This window comes from Mesorhizobium sp. M4B.F.Ca.ET.017.02.2.1 (assembly GCF_003998955.1).
Taxonomy (GTDB): Bacteria; Pseudomonadota; Alphaproteobacteria; order Rhizobiales; family Rhizobiaceae; genus Mesorhizobium; species Mesorhizobium abyssinicae.
The window spans coordinates 1-839 of record NZ_RZOF01000662.1 but is presented as its reverse complement, the minus strand read 5'-3'; the positions used below and the strand labels follow the sequence as shown (position 1 = coordinate 839).

At 68.4% G+C, this 839-nt stretch carries 1 protein-coding gene; it reads right to left on the bottom strand.

Annotated features, from left to right (window positions below):
* Positions 1-839 (bottom strand): putative PEP-binding protein (locus EN738_RS34695; RefSeq protein WP_145967066.1); only part of this gene is annotated, 839 nt, incomplete at both ends.

Here is an 839-nt window from a genome sequence, read left to right as displayed (position 1 = left end):
GAATACAGCCAGGCCGCCGCGCGCGGCAAGCCCGGCTTGCTCCTCTGCGAACAGCGCGGCGGCCTGGCTGTATTCCTCGGGCGTGGCGATCATCGGAAACATGACCTTCAGATTGCCGTGGATGGCGGCGCGCAGCAATGCCCTGATCTGCACCCGGAAAATGTCGCGCCGCTTGAGCGACAGCCGGATGCCGCGCAGGCCGAGAAAAGGGTTGGTCTCCTCGACGGTGAAGCCGGCAAGCGGCTTGTCGCCGCCGGCGTCGACGGTGCGGATGGTCACCGGCTTGTCGCCTGCCCATTCCAGCACCTTGCGGTAGGCCCGGTACTGCGTCTCCTCGTCCGGAAGCGTCTTGCCGAACAGGAACTCCGTCCGCATCAGCCCGACGCCGTCGCAGGTCGAGATGTCGATGCCGTCGACATCAGAAGGGTTGGCGATGTTGACCTGCACGCGCACGGCGGTGCCCGCCTTGGTCTCTGCCGGCCGGGTCAGGAAAGACTGCGCCGCGCCCTGGCGCGCGGCGAAGGAAGACGATGATTGTCGGAAGGCGTCGATCTCGGCCGGTGAGGGCGAGAGCACCATCCCGCCATGCTCGGCATCGAGCAACGCCATGCCTGCGAGGCTGGCCGGGAAGGTGCCGAGCCCGACCACCATTGGCACGCCGCGCGCACGCGCCAGCATGGCGACATGGCTGGCGGTGCTGCCGGCCCTGAGCGCGATGCCGCCACCGGCGCTCCAGTCGATTTCGAGGAAGCGCGTCGGCGCGACGTCCTCGCCATGGAAGATGGCGCCGAGGGGTGCCGTGGGTTCCCCGTCCTCGCTCAGCGCACGCAAGACCTGGT